Source organism: Phenylobacterium deserti (genome assembly GCF_003254705.1).
GTDB classification, from domain to species: domain Bacteria; phylum Pseudomonadota; class Alphaproteobacteria; order Caulobacterales; family Caulobacteraceae; genus Phenylobacterium; species Phenylobacterium deserti.
This window is the reverse complement of sequence record NZ_QFYR01000007.1, coordinates 1-18352: the sequence shown is the minus strand read 5'-3', so window position 1 is coordinate 18352 and position 18352 is coordinate 1. Positions and strand designations below refer to the sequence as shown.

At 65.2% G+C, this 18352-nt stretch carries 17 protein-coding genes and 1 tRNA gene; 2 read left to right on the top strand and 16 right to left on the bottom strand.

The window, feature by feature from the left end:
- The 4 genes from DJ018_RS18875 to rpsL all read right to left on the bottom strand — a co-directional run.
- A partial coding sequence (locus DJ018_RS18875; RefSeq protein WP_240609624.1) for a GTP-binding protein occupies positions 1-166 on the bottom strand: 166 nt, incomplete at its 3' end.
- A gap of 51 nt (positions 167-217) precedes the next feature.
- The gene (gene fusA / locus DJ018_RS18870) at positions 218-2296 is read right to left on the bottom strand and encodes an elongation factor G (protein WP_111516540.1); all 2079 of its coding nucleotides are present in this window, start codon (positions 2294-2296) and stop codon (positions 218-220) included.
- Between the two features lie 102 nt (positions 2297-2398).
- Entirely contained in the window at positions 2399-2872 is a 474-nt protein-coding gene (rpsG, locus tag DJ018_RS18865) for a 30S ribosomal protein S7 (RefSeq protein ID WP_111516539.1), read from the bottom strand.
- 12 nt (positions 2873-2884) lie between these two features.
- Complete coding sequence (rpsL, locus tag DJ018_RS18860; protein ID WP_056018026.1) at positions 2885-3256, bottom strand: 30S ribosomal protein S12; 372 nt, start codon at positions 3254-3256, stop codon at positions 2885-2887.
- Between the two features lie 317 nt (positions 3257-3573).
- Between rpsL and DJ018_RS18855 the strand changes: the two genes are divergently transcribed.
- On the top strand, positions 3574-4224 hold the full coding sequence (locus DJ018_RS18855) for a hypothetical protein (RefSeq protein ID WP_111516538.1): 651 nt from the start codon (positions 3574-3576) through the stop codon (positions 4222-4224).
- Between the two features lie 8 nt (positions 4225-4232).
- Here the strand turns inward: DJ018_RS18855 and DJ018_RS18850 are convergent, their stop codons facing one another.
- From DJ018_RS18850 to DJ018_RS18805, 10 genes are all read right to left on the bottom strand, one after another.
- The gene (locus DJ018_RS18850; RefSeq protein ID WP_111516537.1) at positions 4233-4562 is read right to left on the bottom strand and encodes a TFIIB-type zinc ribbon-containing protein; all 330 of its coding nucleotides are present in this window, start codon (positions 4560-4562) and stop codon (positions 4233-4235) included.
- 105 nt (positions 4563-4667) lie between these two features.
- A complete protein-coding gene (rpoC, locus tag DJ018_RS18845) occupies positions 4668-8858 on the bottom strand; it encodes a DNA-directed RNA polymerase subunit beta' (protein WP_111516536.1) in 4191 nt (1396 codons plus the stop codon).
- 91 nt (positions 8859-8949) lie between these two features.
- A complete protein-coding gene (rpoB, locus tag DJ018_RS18840; RefSeq protein ID WP_111516535.1) occupies positions 8950-13023 on the bottom strand; it encodes a DNA-directed RNA polymerase subunit beta in 4074 nt (1357 codons plus the stop codon).
- Positions 13024-13530: 507 nt separating this feature from the next.
- A complete protein-coding gene (gene rplL / locus DJ018_RS18835; protein WP_111516534.1) occupies positions 13531-13917 on the bottom strand; it encodes a 50S ribosomal protein L7/L12 in 387 nt (128 codons plus the stop codon).
- Between the two features lie 42 nt (positions 13918-13959).
- Positions 13960-14475 (bottom strand): 50S ribosomal protein L10, encoded by a 516-nt coding sequence (gene rplJ, locus DJ018_RS18830; protein ID WP_111516533.1) that lies wholly within the window; start codon positions 14473-14475, stop codon positions 13960-13962.
- A 382-nt stretch (positions 14476-14857) separates the two neighbouring features.
- Positions 14858-15547: a 50S ribosomal protein L1 gene (rplA, locus tag DJ018_RS18825; RefSeq protein WP_111516532.1), complete on the bottom strand. Its 690-nt coding sequence runs from the start codon at positions 15545-15547 to the stop codon at positions 14858-14860.
- 4 nt (positions 15548-15551) lie between these two features.
- Positions 15552-15983 carry a 50S ribosomal protein L11 gene (gene rplK / locus DJ018_RS18820; protein ID WP_111516531.1) on the bottom strand — a complete coding sequence of 144 codons (432 nt, stop codon included), beginning with the start codon at positions 15981-15983 and terminating at the stop codon, positions 15552-15554.
- Between the two features lie 182 nt (positions 15984-16165).
- Positions 16166-16729 (bottom strand): transcription termination/antitermination protein NusG, encoded by a 564-nt coding sequence (gene nusG / locus DJ018_RS18815; protein ID WP_111516530.1) that lies wholly within the window; start codon positions 16727-16729, stop codon positions 16166-16168.
- A 6-nt stretch (positions 16730-16735) separates the two neighbouring features.
- Complete coding sequence (gene secE, locus DJ018_RS18810) at positions 16736-17041, bottom strand: preprotein translocase subunit SecE (protein ID WP_111516529.1); 306 nt, start codon at positions 17039-17041, stop codon at positions 16736-16738.
- An 84-nt stretch (positions 17042-17125) separates the two neighbouring features.
- Positions 17126-17201 (bottom strand) — tRNA-Trp (locus DJ018_RS18805).
- Positions 17202-17396: 195 nt separating this feature from the next.
- Here DJ018_RS18805 and DJ018_RS19025 point away from each other — a divergent pair.
- Positions 17397-17597 (top strand): hypothetical protein, encoded by a 201-nt coding sequence (locus DJ018_RS19025; RefSeq protein ID WP_133254334.1) that lies wholly within the window; start codon positions 17397-17399, stop codon positions 17595-17597.
- Between the two features lie 2 nt (positions 17598-17599).
- On the opposite strand, the gene DJ018_RS18795 is transcribed toward DJ018_RS19025, so the two are convergent.
- Positions 17600-17923 carry a hypothetical protein gene (locus tag DJ018_RS18795; RefSeq protein ID WP_133254333.1) on the bottom strand — a complete coding sequence of 108 codons (324 nt, stop codon included), beginning with the start codon at positions 17921-17923 and terminating at the stop codon, positions 17600-17602.
- Positions 17924-18203: 280 nt separating this feature from the next.
- Positions 18204-18352: EF-Tu C-terminal domain-related protein (locus DJ018_RS18790; RefSeq protein ID WP_476742288.1), on the bottom strand; the 149-nt coding region annotated here is incomplete at its 5' end.

Below are 18352 nucleotides of genomic sequence, written 5' to 3'. Positions count from 1 at the left end.
CTTCCGGCGCCGCGTCGATGTCCGCGTAGTTCTTCGCCGTCGCGCCGCCGCTCTTCGCCAGCGTGATGGTGATGGCCGCGGTCAGCGTCGTCTTGCCATGGTCAACGTGACCAATGGTGCCGATGTTGCAGTGCGGCTTATTACGTTCGAACTTTTCTTTAGCCATTTCAAGCTCCAGCCCTGTCCGGGCCTGTCCTCTAAACTAGGGTTGGATGTCTTAGGCGTACTTCTTGATCACTTCGTCGGCCACCGCTTGCGGCACCGCTTCGTAGTGGTCGAACTGCATGGTGAACTGAGCGCGGCCTTGCGACATGCCGCGCAGGTTGTTCACGTAGCCGAACATGTTGGCCAGCGGCACGAAGGCGTTGATGACCGTCGCGTTGCCGCGGACGTCCTGGCCTTGGATCTGACCACGACGGCCGTTCAGGTCGCCGATCACCGAGCCCAGGTACTCTTCCGGGGTCACGACTTCGACGGCCATGATCGGCTCGAGCAGCTTGGCGCCGCCCTTCTCGCGCAGTTCCTTGAAGGCCGCGCGGGAGGCGATTTCGAACGCCAGGACCGAGGAGTCGACGTCGTGGAAGGCGCCGTCCACCAGGGTGGCCTTGAAGTCGATCACCGGGAAGCCGGCCAGCAGACCGTTGTCCTTGGAGGACATCAGGCCCTTTTCGACGCCGGGGACGTATTCCTTCGGCACCGCGCCGCCGACGATGGCGGATTCGAACACGAAGCCCGAACCCACTTCACCCGGCTCGAACACCAGCTTCACGCGAGCGAACTGGCCCGTACCGCCGGTTTGCTTCTTGTGGGTGTAGTCGATTTCGGCCCGGCGGCTGATGGTTTCGCGATAGGCAACCTGCGGCGCGCCGATGTTGGCTTCGACCTTGTAGGTCCGCTTCAGGATGTCGATCTTGATGTCCAGGTGCAGCTCGCCCATGCCCTTCAGGATCGTCTGGCCCGACTCATGGTCGGTGGAGACGGTGAAGGACGGATCTTCAGCGGCCAGCTTCTGCAGGGCGACGCCCAGCTTCTCCTGGTCGGCCTTGGACTTGGGCTCCACGGCGATTTCGATAACCGGCGCCGGGAATTCCATGCGCTCGAGGATCACCGGCGACTTGGTCGGGTCGCACAGGGTGTCCCCGGTGCGGGTGTCCTTCAGGCCGGCCAGGGCGACGATGTCGCCGGCGTGGGCTTCCTTGATGTCCTCGCGGTTGTTCGAGTGCATCAGCAGCATCCGGCCGACCCGCTCGCGCTTGTCGCGCGTGGAGTTCAGCAGGCCCATGCCGGTTTCGATCTTGCCCGAGTAGATGCGGCAGAAGGTGAGCGAGCCCACGAAGGGGTCGTCCATGATCTTGAAGGCCAGCATCGACAGCGGCTCTTCGTCCGACGCCTTGCGCTCGATCTCTTCTTCCGTGCGGAAGTCGATGCCCTTGGTCGGCGGGATGTCCACCGGCGACGGCAGGTAGTCGACGACGGCGTCGAGCAGGGGCTGCACGCCCTTGTTCTTGAAGGCCGAGCCGCAGAGGATCGGATAGAAGGCGCCGGTGAGCACAGCCTTACGGATGCACTTCTTGATCACCTCTTCCGACGGCTCTTCGCCGGAGAGGTAAGCTTCCATCGCCTCGTCGTCGAGTTCGACGGCGTTCTCGATCATGTAGTTGCGAGCTTCCTCGGCCTTTTCCTTCAGGTCAGCCGGGATCTCTTCGTCGCGGTACTTCGCGCCGAGGCCGTCGTTGTCCCAAACGACAGCCTTCATGCGGACCAGGTCCACCAGGCCGCGCAGGGCGGATTCGGAACCGATCGGCAGCTGGATCGGAACAGCCTTGGCGCCCAGGCGGTCGCGGATGGACTCGACCGACTTGTCGAAGTCGGCGCCGAGCTTGTCCATCTTGTTGACGAACACGATCCGCGGAACCTTGTACTTGTCGGCCTGGCGCCAGACGGTCTCGGTTTGCGGTTCGACGCCGGCGTTGCCGTCCAGCACCGTCACGGCGCCGTCGAGCACGCGCAGGGAGCGTTCGACTTCAATGGTGAAGTCCACGTGCCCGGGGGTGTCGATGATGTTCAGACGCTTGTCGTTCCAGAACGCGGTCGTCGCGGCCGACGTGATCGTGATGCCGCGCTCCTGCTCCTGTTCCATCCAGTCCATGGTGGCCGCGCCATCGTGGACTTCGCCGATCTTATGGCTCTTGCCGGTGTAGTAGAGGATCCGCTCGGTCGTGGTGGTCTTGCCCGCGTCGATGTGGGCCATGATCCCGAAGTTGCGGTAGTCTTCGATTTTATGCGTGCGGGGCATAGCGGATTGCTCTGCGAAAAGAGGATAATTCGGTGCGGCTGAACGAACGGCGCGGGCGGTTTAGCTCAAACCGCCCGCGCCGGAAACTGCCTATATGGGGTCTTACCAGCGGTAGTGCGAGAAGGCCCGGTTGGCTTCAGCCATCTTGTGGGTGTCTTCGCGCTTCTTCACGGCCGAACCGCGGTTGGAAGACGCGTCGAGCAGCTCGCCCGCGAGCTTCTCCGTCATGGTGTTTTCGCCGCGGTTGCGGGCGGCGTTCACCAGCCAACGGATGGCCAGGGCGCGACGGCGGTCCGGACGGACTTCCACCGGCACCTGGTAGGTCGCGCCGCCGACCCGGCGGGAGCGGACTTCGATGGCCGGAGCCACGTTGTCGAGGGCGGCGTGGAAGGTTTCAAGCGGACCTTGGTCCTTGCGCTTGGCTTCCAGGATGTCGAAGGCGCCGTAGAGGATGTTCTCCGCGACGGCCTTTTTGCCTTCGTACATCACGTAATTCATGAACTTGGTGACAACCAGGTCCCCGAACTTCGGATCGGGCAGAACCTGACGCTTCTCGGCGCGACGGCGACGGGACATTCTTCTTCTTCCTTACTTCGGACGCTTCGCGCCGTAGAGCGAACGACGTTGCTTACGGTCCTTGACGCCTTGCGTGTCGAGGACGCCGCGCAGGATGTGATAGCGGACACCCGGAAGGTCCTTCACGCGGCCGCCGCGGATGAGCACCACGGAGTGCTCCTGCAGGTTGTGGCCTTCGCCCGGGATGTAGCACACCGCTTCGATGCCGGTGGTCAGACGAACCTTGGCGACCTTACGCAGAGCCGAGTTCGGCTTCTTCGGGGTCGTGGTGTAGACGCGGGTGCAGACGCCGCGGCGCTGCGGGCAGCCCTTCAGGGCCGGGACCTTGTTCCGCGAGGGCTTGTCCTGGCGCGGCTTGCGGATGAGCTGGTTGACTGTCGGCATCTAATCTCTGCTGTGGAGGCGTGTGCCGTTAGGCCGAGGCGCCTCGATAAGGGTTCGCGTTGTTATCTGGCTCGAAACCACCCGCTGAAACGCAAAAACTCGCCGGCACGCGAGACTCGCGTTCGGCGGGGTACGTTCCGACGGGACAGGAAGGAATCCCCGTTCCGAGAGAGGCGCGCTAAATAGTCGTGAACGGCTTGCGCGTCAATGTTTGCCGCCCGGACCCGCCGCTTTGTCGCGCAGGGCCGGACGGTCGCCACGAAAACGCCGCGAGCGAGCGGCTGGTTAGCGCCAAGCTTGGGAGGACGGGACAGCGGATGCAGACGGCGAGACGCCGCAGGATCGTCGTCGTCGGTCTGTCCGCCGTCGCCCACGCCGTGGTGGGCACGCTGGTCGCCCTGCACGCGCCCCAGCTGATCGCGCCCCAGGAGGACGCAGGTCCGCCCTTCCCGGTCATTCCGGTGCTGATCCAGCCGATCGCGCCGCCTCGCCCGGGATCGACCAAGCCCGAGCCGATCCGGCTGCACCGGCGCTTGCCGCGGAACGTCCCGATCACCGTGCCGCTGGAGCCCCTGCCCGAGCCCGAGCCCGAAGCGCCGGTGGAAGCGCCGCCGGCGCCCCGGCCGGCGGTCCGTCACCCCGCACCCCTGCCCCAAGCGCCCAGCGGCGATCTGAGGGCCGCCCTGCGCAGCGGGCCGGTGGGCTGCGGCAATCGCGAGGCCACGGGCCTGAACCGCGCGGAGCGGGAGGCGTGCGACCAGCGTCTGGGAACCGGCGTGGACCAGACCCGTCCGCTGGATCTGGCGCTGCCGCCTATGAAGGACCGGGCGTTTGATGCGGCGGCGGCGCGCAAGCGGGCCTACCGCGAGTACCGGGACGCGCCCGCCGTCACGCCCAGCGGACCTGGGCCCGGCAGCTCCGGCGATCCGTCCAAGCCCAGGGACCTGGACCCGATGCGTCTGCGCTGAGCGCCCGCTCAGTCGAAGATGTCGAAGATATCGAAGCCCTTCTTCTTCTTCCGGTACTTATAGTCGTCGTCGTAGCGATGCCGGTGTTTGGCCGCGTCGTAGGGATGGCTCTGCTTCCAGGCGTCCGGATTGCGATGGAAGGAGTCGACCTCGCGCTCGAAGCGCTGGCGGTCGTGGTCGAAGTCGGCGGCCTCGGCGCGGGCGCCGCCCATAAGCTTTTCCAGCTCTCCGCGGTCCAGCCACACGCCCCGGCAGTTGGGGCACATGTCCAACTCCACGCCGGAGCGGTTCACGTTCTGCATCGACAGATTGCAGTTGGGGCAAAGCAGCAGGGGCAAGGCGTCCTCCGTTCTGTTGTCTCCAACATCTAGGAAGCCGACCGCCAAAACGAAACGGCCCGGGATCGCTCCCGGGCCGTCCGATACGCAGTACTGGAGAGAGACTTAGTCGACCTGCTCGGCGGCGGCCGCGTCGGAGATGACCTCCGGCAGCGGCTCCATCGCCTCTTCGCGGCTGGCCGTCAGGGCTTCGTCGCGCTTGGCGGCGATGCGCTGCAGGTTCCGCAGGTACGAGCCCGTGCCCGCCGGGATGAGGCGGCCCACGATCACGTTTTCCTTCAGGCCTTCCAGGGTGTCGATCTTGCCCTGCACCGAAGCTTCGGTGAGGACGCGGGTCGTTTCCTGGAACGAGGCGGCCGAGATGAAGCTGCGGGTTTGCAGCGACGCCTTGGTGATGCCGAGCAGCACGGGCTGGGTGAGAGCCGGACGGCCGCCGCGGGCTTCCGTCTTGGCGCTCTCCTCGTCCACTTCGAGCTTGTCGAGGTGGTCGCCCTTGAGCAGGCCGGTGTCGCCCGGTTCGAGGATCTCGACCTTTTGCAGCATCTGACGAACGATCGTCTCGATGTGCTTGTCGTTGATCGGCACGCCCTGCAGTCGGTAGACCTCCTGGATCTCGTTCACCAGGAAGTCGGCCAGCGCTTCGATGCCCTGGATGCGCAGGATGTCGTGCGGATCCGGGTTGCCGTCGATCAGGTACTCGCCCTTGCGGATGACGTCGCCGTCGTGGACCGCGATGTGCTTGCCCTTCGGGATCAGGAACTCGACCGCCTCGCCACCGTCTTCCGGGGTGATCTTGATGCGGCGCTTGTTCTTGTAGTCCCGACCGAACTCGACCCGGCCGTCCATCTCAGCGATCACCGCGCAGTCCTTCGGACGGCGAGCTTCGAAGAGCTCGGCCACCCGCGGCAGACCGCCGGTGATGTCGCGGGTCTTGGCGCTTTCCGTGGGGATACGCGCCATGACCTCGCCCGGCTTGACCTCGTCGCCGTCGCCGAGCGAAAGGATCGCGCCGACCGGCAGGAGGTAACGGGCTTCACCGCCGTTGGAGATGCGCTTGTAGGCGCCGGTCTCGTCGAGCACCGCCATGGCCGGACGCAGGTCCGAACCCTTGGTGGAGGCACGCCAGTCGATGACCACGCGGTTCGAGATGCCGGTGGCTTCGTCGGCTTCCTCGCGGAACGAGAAGTTCTCCACCAGGTCCTCGAAGCGCACGCGACCGCCCACTTCGGTGATGATCGGCGTGGTGTAGGGGTCCCACTCGGCCAGACGCTGGCCGCGCTTGACGCTCTCGCCATCCTTGACGCGCAGGCGCGCGCCATAGGGCACCTTGTAGGATTCGCGGTCCTTGCCATCCACCTGGACCACCAGCTGCAGGTTGCGGCTCATGGAGATCAGGTGGCCTTCGGCGTTGGTCACCGTGTTGCCGCCGGAAATGCGAGCCACGCCCTCGTTGGCGCTTTCGTAGAAGGACTGCTCGGCCACCTGGGCGGTGCCGCCGATGTGGAAGGTCCGCATCGTCAGCTGGGTGCCCGGCTCGCCGATCGACTGCGCCGCAATGACGCCGACGGCTTCGCCGATGTTCACCGGAGTGCCGCGGGCCAGGTCACGGCCGTAGCAGGCGCCGCAGACGCCGGTCTTGGTCTCGCAGGTCAGAACCGAGCGGACCTTCACCGACTGCACGCCGGCGCTTTCGACCAGCTCGATCATGTTCTCGTCGAGGTAGGTGTCGGCCGGAACGATGACCTCGTTCGTGCCCGGCTCCTTGACGTCCTCGGCCGCGAAACGGCCCAGGATGCGCTGCCCCAGCGAGACCAGCACGTCGCCGCCTTCGACCACGGCGCGCAGGGTGATGCCCCGCGTGGTGCCGCAGTCTTCCTCGGTGATGATGCAGTCCTGCGCCACGTCCACCAGACGGCGGGTCAGGTAACCCGAGTTGGCGGTCTTCAGCGCGGTGTCGGCCAGGCCCTTACGGGCGCCGTGGGTGGAGTTGAAGTACTCCTGGACGGTCAGGCCTTCCTTGAAGTTCGAGATGATCGGCGTCTCGATGATCTCGCCGGAAGGCTTGGCCATCAGGCCGCGCATCCCGCCGAGTTGCTTCATCTGAGCCTGCGAGCCCCGGGCGCCGGAGTTCGACATCATGAAGATCGAGTTGATCTCGCCTTCACGGCCGCTGGCGTCCTTGGCCGAGGTGGAGACCTCGAGCATCATCTCGTCGGCGACGCGATCGGTGGCCTTGGCCCAGGCGTCGACGACCTTGTTGTACTTCTCGCCCTTGGTGATCAGGCCGTCGGCGTACTGCTGCTCGTACTCTTCCACGAGCTTGCGGGTCTCTTCGACGATCGGCGCCTTGCGGGCCGGGATGACGATGTCGTCCTTGCCGAAGGAGATGCCAGCCTTGGCCGCTTCGCGGAAGCCCAGGCCCATGATCTGGTCGGCGAAGATGACCGTCGCCTTCTGACCGCAGTGCCGGTAGACCGTGTCGATCAGGTTGCCGATTTCCTTCTTGGTCAGGTTCTTCTCAAGAAGGCGGTGACCCACGGCCGGGTGACGCGGCAGCAGGGCGGCGATCTTCATCCGGCCAGGCGTGGTGTCGACCACACGGCGCACCGTGTTGCCGTCCGCGTCCTGCTCGAAGTGACGGGCCTTGATCTTGGTGTGCAGGGTCACGACGCCGGCGTCGAGCGCCGCTTCGATTTCCCCGAGATCCGCGAACAGCTTGCCCTCGCCCGGCTCGCCGTCCTTGGCCAGCGACAGGTAGTAGAGACCCAGAACGATGTCCTGCGACGGCACGATGATCGGCCGCCCGTTCGCGGGCGACAGGATGTTGTTCGTGGACATCATCAGCACGCGCGCTTCCAGCTGGGCTTCCAGCGAGAGCGGCACGTGGACGGCCATCTGGTCCCCGTCGAAGTCGGCGTTGAACGCCGCGCAGACGAGCGGGTGCAGCTGGATCGCCTTGCCTTCGATCAGCTTGGGTTCGAAGGCCTGGATGCCCAGACGGTGAAGGGTCGGCGCGCGGTTCAGCAGAACCGGGTGCTCGCGGATCACCTCGTCCAGGATGTCCCAGACCGCCGGCTGCTCACGCTCCACCATGCGCTTGGACTGCTTGACGGTGCCCGAAAGGCCCTTGGCGTCCAGACGCGCGTAGATGAACGGCTTGAACAGCTCGAGCGCCATCTTCTTGGGCAGACCGCACTCGTGCAGCTTCAGCTCGGGGCCGACCACGATGACCGAACGGCCCGAGTAGTCGACGCGCTTGCCGAGCAGGTTCTGACGGAAGCGGCCCTGCTTGCCCTTCAGCATGTCGGCGAGCGACTTCAGCGGACGCTTGTTGGCGCCGGTGATGACGCGGCCGCGGCGGCCGTTGTCGAACAGGGCGTCGACGGCTTCCTGCAGCATCCGCTTTTCGTTGCGGATGATGATGTCCGGCGCGCGCAGCTCGATCAGGCGCTTGAGGCGGTTGTTCCGGTTGATGACCCGGCGATAGAGGTCGTTCAGGTCGGAGGTGGCGAAACGGCCGCCGTCCAGCGGAACCAGCGGACGCAGTTCAGGCGGGATGACCGGGATGACCGTCAGGATCATCCACTCGGCCTTGTTGTTGCTCTCGATGAAGCTCTCGATGAGCTTCAGGCGCTTGGACGCCTTCTTGAGCTTCATTTCCGAGGTGGTGGTCTTCAGGTCCTCGCGGAGCTTGTCGGCTTCCTTCTCGAGGTCCATGCCACGCAGCATGCCGTGAACGGCCTCAGCGCCGATCTCGGCGGTGAAGCTGTCGTCGCCGAACTCTTCCTGGAAGCGCAGGAAATCGTCCTCCGACAGCAGCTGGTGCTGCTTCAGCGGGGTGAGGCCCGGCTCGGTGACGATGTAGTTCTCGAAGTAGAGAACCCGCTCGACGTCCTTCAGGGCCATGTCCAGCATCAGGGCGATACGGGACGGCAGGCTCTTCAGGAACCAGATGTGAGCGACCGGGCTCGCCAGCTCGATGTGGCCCATCCGCTCGCGGCGGACGCGCGCGAGGGTGACCTCGACGCCGCACTTCTCGCAGATGATGCCCTTGTACTTCATGCGCTTGTACTTGCCGCAAAGGCACTCGTAGTCCTTCGTCGGGCCAAAGATGCGGGCGCAGAAGAGGCCGTCACGCTCAGGCTTGAACGTGCGGTAGTTGATCGTCTCGGGCTTCTTGATTTCGCCGAACGACCACGAACGGATCTTCTCGGGCGAAGCCAGCGCGATGCGGATCTGGTCGAAGGTTGGCGGAGCCTGGACCGGGTTGAAGATATTCAGGACTTCCTGGTTCATCGGATATCCAGTTCGTCAGTATTTCAGAGTGTGATGGGAAGGAGCTGACGGGCCCCTTCCCTCACGAAGACTGCAGCGGATTGGACCGCGCCTAGCTGTTCTCAAGCTCGACGTTCAGGCCCAGAGAACGCATCTCCTTGACCAGCACGTTGAAGCTTTCCGGAATGCCGGCTTCGAAGGTGTCGTCGCCGCGGACGATGGACTCGTAGACCTTGGTCCGGCCCGCCACGTCGTCCGACTTCACCGTCAGCATTTCCTGCAGGGTGTAGGCGGCGCCGTAGGCTTCGAGAGCCCACACTTCCATTTCCCCGAAGCGCTGACCGCCGAACTGCGCCTTACCGCCCAACGGCTGCTGGGTGACGAGGGAGTACGGACCGATCGAACGGGCGTGGATCTTGTCGTCGACCAGGTGGTGCAGCTTCAGCATGTAGATGTAGCCGACGGTCACCGGACGCTTGAAGCGCTCACCCGTCTGGCCGTCGTGCAGATACGACTGGCCGGACCGCGCGAGACCCGCCTTTTCGAGCAGGTTCTCGATGTCCTCGATGTGGGCGCCGTCGAACACCGGCGTGGCGAAGGGGATGCCCTTCGACAGGTTCCGGGCCAGCTCGATCAGCTCCTCATCGGTGTCGGGCAACTCCACGTCCGGGCCGTAGACGTCGCGCAGGTGCTCGACGAGCGCCTGACGCTGACCGCCGCCCTGCTGCCAGTCTTCGAGCATCCGGGCGACCTGCTTGCCGAGACCGGCCGCGGCCCAACCCAGGTGGGTTTCGAAGATCTGACCGACGTTCATGCGCGAAGGCACGCCCAGCGGGTTCAGCACGATGTCCACGTGCGTGCCGTCTTCCAGGTAGGGCATGTCCTCGATCGGGAGGATCTTGGAGATGACGCCCTTGTTGCCGTGACGGCCGGCCATCTTGTCGCCCGGTTGAAGCTTGCGCTTCACCGCAACGAACACCTTGACCATCTTCATCACGCCCGGAGGCAGCTCGTCGCCGCGTTGCAGCTTGTCGACCTTGTCCTCGAAGCGACGGTCGAGACGCTTGCGGGCTTCATCGAACTGGCGGCGCAGGGCCTCCAGCTCACCCATCGCCTTTTCGTCGTCGAGAGCGATCTGCCACCACAGGCCGGGCGAGATCTCTTCCAGCTTGTCGGCGGTGATCTCGCCGCGACCCAGGCCCTTCGGACCCGAGACGGCGGTCTTGCCAACCAGCAGCTGGCGCAGACGGCCCTGCATGTTGCGGTTCAGGATCGCGAACTCGTCGTCGCGGTCCTTGCCCAGACGGTCAATCTCGGCGCGTTCGATGGCGAGCGCGCGCTCGTCCTTGTCGACGCCGTGACGGTTGAAGACGCGGACTTCCACGATGGTGCCGGCGACGCCCGGGGGCAGACGCAGCGAGGTGTCGCGGACGTCGGAGGCCTTTTCACCGAAGATGGCGCGCAGGAGCTTTTCTTCCGGCGTCATCGGGCTTTCGCCCTTTGGCGTGACCTTGCCGACCAGGATGTCGCCCGGCTGGACCTCGGCGCCGATCGCCACGATGCCCGCTTCGTCGAGGTTGCGCAGGGCTTCCTCGCCGACGTTCGGGATGTCGCGGGTGATCTCTTCCGGACCCAGCTTAGTGTCGCGGGCCATGACTTCGAACTCCTCGAGGTGGATCGAGGTGAACACGTCATCGCGCACGATCCGCTCGGAGATCAGGATCGAGTCTTCGAAGTTGTAGCCGTTCCAGGGCATGAACGCGACGAGGGCGTTGCGGCCCAGCGCCAGTTCGCCCAGCTCCGTGGACGGGCCGTCGGCGATCACGTCGCCGGCCTGAACGCGGTCGCCCACCCGCACCAGCGGACGCTGGTTGATGCAGGTCGAGGTGTTGGAGCGCTGGAACTTCTGCAGGCGGTAGATGTCGACGCCCGGCTTGGACGGGTCGGTCTCTTCCGTGGCGCGCACGACGATACGGGTGCCGTCGATCTGTTCGACGACGCCCGAGCGGCGGGCGGTCACAACGGCACCGGAGTCCACGGCCACGATCGCTTCCATGCCGGTGCCGACCAGCGGCGCATCCGACTGGATGAGCGGCACGGCCTGCTTCTGCATGTTCGAGCCCATGAGGGCGCGGTTCGCGTCGTCGTTTTCCAGGAACGGGATCAGCGAGGCGGCCACGGAGACGACCTGCTTCGGCGACACGTCCATCAGGTCGACCTGATCCTTCGGCAGAAGGGTCGGTTCGCCGTTGACGCGGCCCGGAACGAGGTCTTCGGCGATCGCGCCGCCCACCAGCTTGATGTTGGCCTGGGCGATGGCGTGCTTCGCCTCTTCCATGGCCGACATGTAGACCACCTCGTCGGTGATCTGGCCGTCACGGATGCGGCGGTACGGGCTCTCGATGAAGCCGTACTTGTTCACCACGGCGTGCGTGGCGAGCGAGTTGATCAGGCCGATGTTCGGACCTTCCGGCGTCTCGATCGGGCAGATCCGGCCGTAGTGGGTCGGGTGCACGTCGCGGACTTCGAAGCCGGCCCGCTCGCGGGTCAGACCACCCGGGCCAAGGGCCGACAGGCGGCGCTTGTGGGTGATTTCCGACAGCGGGTTAGTCTGGTCCATGAACTGGGACAGCTGCGAGGAGCCGAAGAACTCCCGAACCGCTGCGGCCGCCGGCTTGGCGTTGATCAGGTCGTGCGGCATGACCGTGTCGATATCGACCGAGCTCATGCGCTCCTTGATCGCCCGTTCCATGCGGAGCAGGCCGACGCGGTACTGGTTCTCGAGCAGTTCGCCGACCGAGCGGACCCGGCGGTTGCCGAGGTTGTCGATGTCGTCGATCTCGCCACGGCCGTCACGCAGGCCGACCAGGGTCTTGAGAACCGCCAGCACGTCGTCCTTGCGGATCACGCGCATGTCGTCGGGGCAGTCCAGCTCCAGGCGCATGTTCATTTTCACGCGGCCGACCGAGGACAGGTCGTAGCGCTCGGAATCGAAGAACAGCGACTTGAACATCGCCTCGGCGGCGTCGACGGTCGGCGGCTCGCCCGGTCGCATGACCCGGTAGATGTCGAACAGGGCGTCTTCGCGCGCGGTGTTCTTGTCGATCCGCAGGGTGTTGCGGACGTAGGCGCCGATGGTGACGTCGTCGATGTCGAGAACGTCAAGGGTGGTGAAGCCCTGCTCTTCCAGCGCGGTCAGGACGGTGGCGTCCAGTTCGTCGCCGGCTTCGGCGTAGATCTCGCCGGTTTCGAAGTTCACCAGGTCGCGGGCCAGGTACTTGCCGTACAGGGCTTCCGGAGCCAGCAGCAGGGTCTTGAGACCCGCATCGGCGAACTTCTTGGCGTTACGCGCGGAGATCTTCTGGCCGGCCGGCGCGATCTCTTCGCCGCTGTCGGCGTCGATCAGCGGGAATTCCGGCTTGGCGCCGCGCCAGCGCTCGGCGCGGTACGGGGTGGCCCAGCCGCCCGGACGCTTTTCGTACGGAACGGTTTCGTAGAACGTCGAGAGGATCTCTTCGCCGTCCATGCCGAGGGCCATCAGGAAGGTGGTGGCCGGCAGCTTACGACGACGGTCGATACGGACGTAGATGATGTCCTTGGCGTCGAATTCGAAGTCGAGCCACGAGCCGCGGTACGGGATCACGCGGGCAGCGAACAGCAGCTTGCCCGAAGCGTGCGTCTTGCCCTTGTCGTGGTCGAAGAAGACGCCCGGCGAGCGGTGCATCTGGGAGACGATGACGCGCTGGGTCCCGTTGACGATGAAGGTGCCCTTCTCCGTCATGAGCGGGATGTCGCCCATGTAGACGTCCTGCTCCTTGATGTCCTTCACGGAACGGGCGCCGGTCTCTTCATCGGTTTCGAACACGATGAGGCGCAGCTTGACCTTCAGCGGCGCCGCATAGGTCATGTCGCGCTGGACGCATTCCTCGACGTCGTACTTCGGCTCCTCGAACTCGTAGGAGACGTACTCGAGCACCGCGCGCTCGTTGAAGTCCTTGATCGGGAAGACGGACCTGAAGACCGCCTCGAGACCCTCCTCGCCCCGATCGGCCGGGCGGACTTCCCGCTGCAGGAACTGCTCGTACGAAGACCGCTGAACCTCGATCAGGTTCGGCATCTGCACGGCTTCAGGAATGCGGCCGAAAGACTTCCGGATCCGCTTCTTACCGGTGAAGGACTGCGCCATTTTTATCCCTTGCGGACAGGCGGGAACAGAATCCCACCGTCAAGCTTTTCATCCTGCGTCCACCCTCGGCATTCCCCCGAAGGGGAACCGGACGCTGGAAAGCCCCTGTATCGTAGGGGCGCTCCCTCGCATGGCCGGAGGGCGGCGGGCCATGCCTCGGAGCGAACACGCGCGAAAACGCGTCACTTGATTCGGAGATTTCGCGAAGGTGCGCAGATAGGCCTTTTGGCCGGTCTTGGGAAGCCCCTTACGCCACAAAAGTGAACGAAAAAGAGAGGCGGCGCGGGAGGGTGTCCCGCACCGCCTCTTCCTCCAGGTCGCCCCGGAGGGTCGTGCTAGCTTCCGATATTCACGCTGGTCGCGCAGCCCCCTAACCGGCGGGCGCAAAAGGATGTTCCGGCCCGGCGCCAAAAAACTTCACCAGAAGTTGCGCACACACGCCAAAAACAGAAAGGCCGGGGATCGCTCCCCGGCCTTCCGTTTGGGTCAGCTTGGAGCTGACGCCGACTACTTCACCTGGACGGTGGCGCCGGCGGCTTCCAGCTTCTTCTTGATGTCTTCGGCTTCGGCCTTGGACACGTTTTCCTTCACGTTCTGCGGAGCGCCTTCGACGAGGTCCTTGGCTTCCTTCAGACCGAGGTCCGGACGAACGCCACGGACTTCCTTGATCACGTTGATCTTCTTGTCGCCGCCGCTCGTCAGAACGACGGTGAACTCGGTTTGCTCTTCAGCGGCTTCGGCGGCAGCGCCACCGCCAGCGGCCGGAGCGGCGGCCACGGCCACCGGAGCGGCGGCGGAGACGCCCCACTTTTCTTCGAGCAGCTTGGACAGCTCAGCGGCTTCCAGGACGGTCAGGGCCGACAGGCTGTCGACGAGTTCTTGCAGATTGGCCATTTGGATAGTCCTTCAGATTTACGGGTGTCGGGAAGATGATGATCAGGCGGCGTCTTTGGTGGCGTACGCGTTGAACACGCGAGCCAGCTGGCCCGCCGGCGCTTGCAGCACGCCAGCGACCTTGGTCGCCGGAGCCTGCAGGAGGCCGATGAGCTTGGCGCGGAGCTGGTCGAGCGACGGAAGGGTCGCCAGCGCCGTCACCGACGCCTTGTCCAGCACCTGGTCGCCCATGAATCCGCCGATGACGGAGAACTTGTCGTTCCCCTTGGCGTACTCGGTGGCGATCTTGGCGGCAGACACCGGGTCCGGCGCAAAGGCGATGGCGACGGGACCCTTGAACAGGGCGTCGCCCTGCTCGCCGATCGAGCCGTCCAGAGCCTTCTTGGCCAGGGTGTTCTTGACCACCTTCAGCTGGGCGCCTTCGTTGCGAAGACGGCCACGCAGATCAGTCATTTCCGCAACGGTCAGACCCATGTAGTGGGTCACGACCACGGCGCCGGCGCCGGCGAAATCGCTTTTCAGCGTCTCGATGGCGTCCTGCTTTTGAGCGCGGTCCATTGCGGTCTCCATACTCAGGTTCGACGCGCGCGGGAGTGCGCACGCCGTGCAGTCAAACCTGTCCGATGTGAGAAGCCGCAGCGTCGCGCCCAGGCCGGATGCGGCTGGACGGATGCTTCATCTTCCCGTCTCCCTGCGACCGAGGAAGGGCTCTTCCCCGCGTTACGGTCGCCGGTGACCCCGGCGTCTGCGCAGTTCTTGGACAGGATAGGAGCCTCTGGGAGGCCCCTGCCCTTGCCGCCCTCCCGAAGGAAAGCGGCTTAGAAGGCGCGCCCTTTACACGAGAGCGCACGCGAACTCAATCGCTTGGCGGATCGAGCCCGACAAAAAAGGGAGCGGCGATTCCGCCGCTCCCTCATTCTGGTCGCGATGCCGGAGGCGCTTAGGCGCCGACCGAACCCGCGTCGACCTTGAAGCCCGGGCCCATGGTGGACGACAGGCTGATCTTCTTGATGTAGGTGCCCTTGGCGCCGCTCGGCTTGGCGCGGTTCAGCGCGTCCACGAGAGCGCGGACGTTGGCCAGCAGAGCGTCGTCGGTGAAGCTCGCCTTGCCGATGCCGGCGTGGATGATGCCGGTCTTCTCGGTGCGGAACTCGATGGCGCCGCCCTTGGCGTCCTTCACAGCCTGAGCCACGTTCGGCGTGACGGTGCCGACGCGCGGGTTCGGCATCAGGCCGCGCGGGCCGAGCACCTTACCCAGACGACCCACCAGGGCCATCATGTCGGGGGTCGCGATGACGCGGTCGAAGTCCATGAAGCCGCCTTGGATGCGCTCCACGAGATCTTCAGCGCCGACGACGTCGGCGCCGGCGGCGCGGGCTTCTTCCTGCTTCGCGTCCTTGGCGATGACGGCGACGCGCACGTCGCGGCCGGTGCCGGACGGCAGGCTCACCACGCCGCGGACCTGCTGATCAGCGTGACGCGGGTCGACGCCCAGGTTCACCGAGATCTCGACGGTTTCGTCGAACTTGGCCTTGGCGTTCGCCTTCACCAGGCGGACGGCTTCTTCAACGGCCAGGTTCGCGGTGCGGTCGCCGGTCCAGGCTTGAATGCGCTTGGGTTGCTTCGCCATGGTCTCAGGCCTCCGTGATCTGCAGGCCCATCGAGCGCGCGGAGCCCTCGATGATCTTGGCAGCGGACTCGACGTCGTTGGCGTTCAGGTCCTTCATCTTCTTCTCGGCGATCTCGCGCAGCTGGCTGCGGCTGATCGTGCCGGCGCTGTCGCGGCCCGGCGCCTTGGAGCCGGACTTCAGGCCGATGGCCTGCTTGATGTAGTAGGTCGCCGGCGGGGTCTTCGTGACGAAGGTGAAGGACTTGTCCTGGTAGACCGTGATCACGGTCGGCAGGGGCGTACCCTTCTGTTCCTTCTCGGTGCGGGCGTTGAACTCCTTGCAGAAGCCCATGATGTTGACGCCGCGCTGACCCAGCGCCGGGCCGATCGGCGGCGACGGGGTCGCGGAGCCCGCGGGCACCTGCAACTTGATGAAGCCCAGAATCTTCTTGGCCATGTTTACTCCTGATGGTCGGGAAGCCCGACCGGTTTGAGCCGTGGTGCGGGGTTAGGCTGGCCGGCCCCTCCCACGGATTTGACGCCCCTAAGGACGATAGATCGCGCCCGAAAGCGCGAAGGGCGGGCCCTTAGCAGGGTCCGCCCTCTGAAGCAATGGAAAGCGCGGAAGCTTCGGAAAGCCTACGCGATCTTCTCGACCTGGCCGTACTCCAGCTCGACCGGCGTGGCGCGGCCGAAGATGGAGACGGTGACCCGCAGGCGGGCGCGCTCTTCGTCGACCTGCTCGACCGAGCCGTTGAAGCTGGCGAACGGGCCGTCAGTGACGCGCACCTGCTCGCCGATCTCGAAGGTGACGGTCGGCTTCGGCCGCTCCACGCCCTCTTCGATGGCGCCGATGATCCGCGCGACTTCCTTTTCGGACACCGGGATCGGCTTGGAGCCGGAGCCCAGGAAGCCGGTGACCTTCGGGGTGTTCTTGATCAGGTGGTAGGCCTGGTCGGTCATCTCCATCTTCACGAGCACATAGCCCGGGAAGAACTTGCGTTCGGAGTTCACCTTCCGGCCGCGGCGGATTTCCACCACGTCCTCGGTCGGCACCAGGATCTCGGAGAAGTTCTCGTCGAGGCCTTGGGCGTGCGCCTGTTCCTTGATGGACTCAGCCACCTTCTTCTCGAAGTTCGAGTAGGCGTGGACGATGTACCACTTGTGGCGCGGATTGGCCGTGACGGCAGGAGCTTCGGACATGTCGACTTACCCGGCGTTCGCCAGCTTGAGGAATTGAGTGATCGCGAAGCTAAGGCCCGTGTCCACCACCCAGAAGAAGATCGCGGCCAGCGTCACCATGATGGCGACCATCACCGAGGTGATCCAGGTCTCCTTGCGGCTCGTCCAGGTGATCTTGCGCGCTTCGGCGCGGACTTCCTTGGCGAACTGACCGGGGCTCACCTTCTTCTTGGGCTCGCTCTGCGCAACCGCGGCGGGCGAGGACATGGCGGCCGCGGTCTTCGCAGCACGGGTCCTCATCGCTTGCGGGCTGGAGCCCGGTTTCCTGGCCATGGCGGCTTTCAAACTCGTCGCTTGGGGCGACGCGCCAAATCCAACGACATCGCGCCCCGGTTCATCTCGATCACTTATATAGGGTGGCAGGAGTGGAGGGACTCGAACCCCCGGCCCTCGGTTTTGGAGACCGATGCTCTACCAGCTGAGCTACACTCCTTCGACCCTAAGCCCGCATATGGGGCTCAAGTCCCGAACAATGAACAGCGCGCCGGAAAGCGGTGAGGCCTTCCGGCGCGCTCGGCTCATCGCCGGAGCGGCGTCGTTTAGCAGGGGCGCCCGCGCCGGGCAAGGCGGATCGAAAGCGACGCATCAGCCGTTCCACAGCTCTCAACATCGCAGCCTGGAGCCCGCCATGCCCGAGCCCGACATTCAGCAGCACTACAATCGGGACGACGAGCAAAAGCCCGGCCGCCCGCCCAGCACCGCCTATGTTCCGGATGGCGCGGAGCCTTCGACCCAGAGCGACAAGACCCTGACCGATCCCACGTCGGGCGCGCCCAACGCGAATCCCCCCGAGCCGAACCAGGCCGAAAGCGACAAACGCCCCTCCTAAAATCAGCCTGCCGCGGGTGCGGGCGGCGGCCCGCACTTCAGCGTCTGGTATTCGACCTTCACGTTGGTGAGCTTCGGCCCGCAGGGCGTCACCTCCCCCGCCGCCATGCCTCGCAACGAGACGCCGACGCCGCGGGACAGGTCGACGCCCGCCTCCGTGATGTCATAGGCCTTGCCGCCGGCCATGATGGTCACGCACTGCGGCGTGGTCTGCGCAGGGCAGCCCACCGCGGTGATCGCCTCGCCCTGCGACTCGCCGCCTGACGCCTGGGCCTTGCTGGCTCCGTCTCCGCAGCCGGCCCCCGCCGCCATGGCAAACATCGCCACGGCGAGCGTCCTCCCTAGTCTTACGCGCATGCCTTGTTCCTTACGCATACGTCCTGTCCCCGAACGGACGATGGGACTGTGCGCCCGCCCAGATGGAGCGGCAATCGGAATCTCAGCGTTACGTCGAAAGTTTGCAGCGCAACTAAGCGGCTGTTTTTCTTGAGCACCTGCAGCACGCGCCCGGGATCCCAGATGCGGCTGCCGGGCCGCCGATCGCCCAAAGAAAAGGCCGCCGGGGTGATCCCCGGCGGCCTTCCTTGGGCTCGTCTTGAGTGTGTGACTACTCGATGATCTTGGCCACCACGCCGGCGCCGACGGTCCGGCCGCCTTCGCGAATGGCGAAGCGCAGGCCTTGGTCCATGGCGATCGGGGTGATCAGCTCGACGTCCAGCTCGGCGTTGTCGCCCGGCATGATCATTTCCACGCCTT

Bases quoted from the DNA above. Each gene is read 5' to 3' on its own strand.
- fusA (WP_111516540.1), bottom strand. From the start codon at position 2,296: ATGCCCCGCACGCATAAAATCGAAGACTACCGCAACTTCGGGATCATG.
- rpsG (WP_111516539.1), bottom strand. From the start codon at position 2,872: ATGTCCCGTCGCCGTCGCGCCGAGAAGCGTCAGGTTCTGCCCGATCCG.
- rpsL (WP_056018026.1), bottom strand. From the start codon at position 3,256: ATGCCGACAGTCAACCAGCTCATCCGCAAGCCGCGCCAGGACAAGCCC.
- DJ018_RS18855 (WP_111516538.1), top strand. From the start codon at position 3,574: ATGCAGACGGCGAGACGCCGCAGGATCGTCGTCGTCGGTCTGTCCGCC.
- rpoC (WP_111516536.1), bottom strand. From the start codon at position 8,858: ATGAACCAGGAAGTCCTGAATATCTTCAACCCGGTCCAGGCTCCGCCA.
- rpoB (WP_111516535.1), bottom strand. From the start codon at position 13,023: ATGGCGCAGTCCTTCACCGGTAAGAAGCGGATCCGGAAGTCTTTCGGC.
- rplL (WP_111516534.1), bottom strand. From the start codon at position 13,917: ATGGCCAATCTGCAAGAACTCGTCGACAGCCTGTCGGCCCTGACCGTC.
- rplJ (WP_111516533.1), bottom strand. From the start codon at position 14,475: ATGGACCGCGCTCAAAAGCAGGACGCCATCGAGACGCTGAAAAGCGAT.
- rplA (WP_111516532.1), bottom strand. From the start codon at position 15,547: ATGGCGAAGCAACCCAAGCGCATTCAAGCCTGGACCGGCGACCGCACC.
- rplK (WP_111516531.1), bottom strand. From the start codon at position 15,983: ATGGCCAAGAAGATTCTGGGCTTCATCAAGTTGCAGGTGCCCGCGGGC.
- nusG (WP_111516530.1), bottom strand. From the start codon at position 16,729: ATGTCCGAAGCTCCTGCCGTCACGGCCAATCCGCGCCACAAGTGGTAC.
- secE (WP_111516529.1), bottom strand. From the start codon at position 17,041: ATGGCCAGGAAACCGGGCTCCAGCCCGCAAGCGATGAGGACCCGTGCT.
- DJ018_RS19025 (WP_133254334.1), top strand. From the start codon at position 17,397: ATGCCCGAGCCCGACATTCAGCAGCACTACAATCGGGACGACGAGCAA.